The 257-nt window shown below is 51.4% G+C and carries 3 tRNA genes; all 3 read right to left on the reverse strand.

Annotated elements, in window-relative coordinates:
• Positions 1–5: 5 nt before the first annotated feature.
• Positions 6–81, reverse strand: a tRNA-His gene (locus tag KSHG_RS15640).
• Between the two features lie 5 nt (positions 82–86).
• A tRNA-Trp gene (locus KSHG_RS15645) sits at positions 87–160 on the reverse strand.
• A gap of 4 nt (positions 161–164) precedes the next feature.
• Positions 165–240: transfer RNA gene (locus KSHG_RS15650), tRNA-Val, on the reverse strand.
• Positions 241–257 lie beyond the last annotated feature (17 nt).

Below are 257 nucleotides of genomic sequence, written 5' to 3' on the forward strand. Positions count from 1 at the left end.
AATAATGGGGCGACTGATGGGGATCGAACCCACGAATGCCGGAACCACAATCCGGTGTGTTAACCACTTCACCACAATCGCCATATTGGCAGGGACAGTAGGAATCGAACCCACGTCAAAGGTTTTGGAGACCTCTATTCTACCGCTGAACTATGTCCCTATACTGGTGGAGGATGACGGGATCGAACCGCCGACCCTCTGCTTGTAAGGCAGATGCTCTCCCAGCTGAGCTAATCCTCCGTAAAAAAATAGCCTAG

The sequence above is a fragment of the Kurthia senegalensis genome, assembly GCF_000285595.1.
Taxonomy (GTDB): Bacteria; Bacillota; Bacilli; order Bacillales_A; family Planococcaceae; genus Kurthia; species Kurthia senegalensis.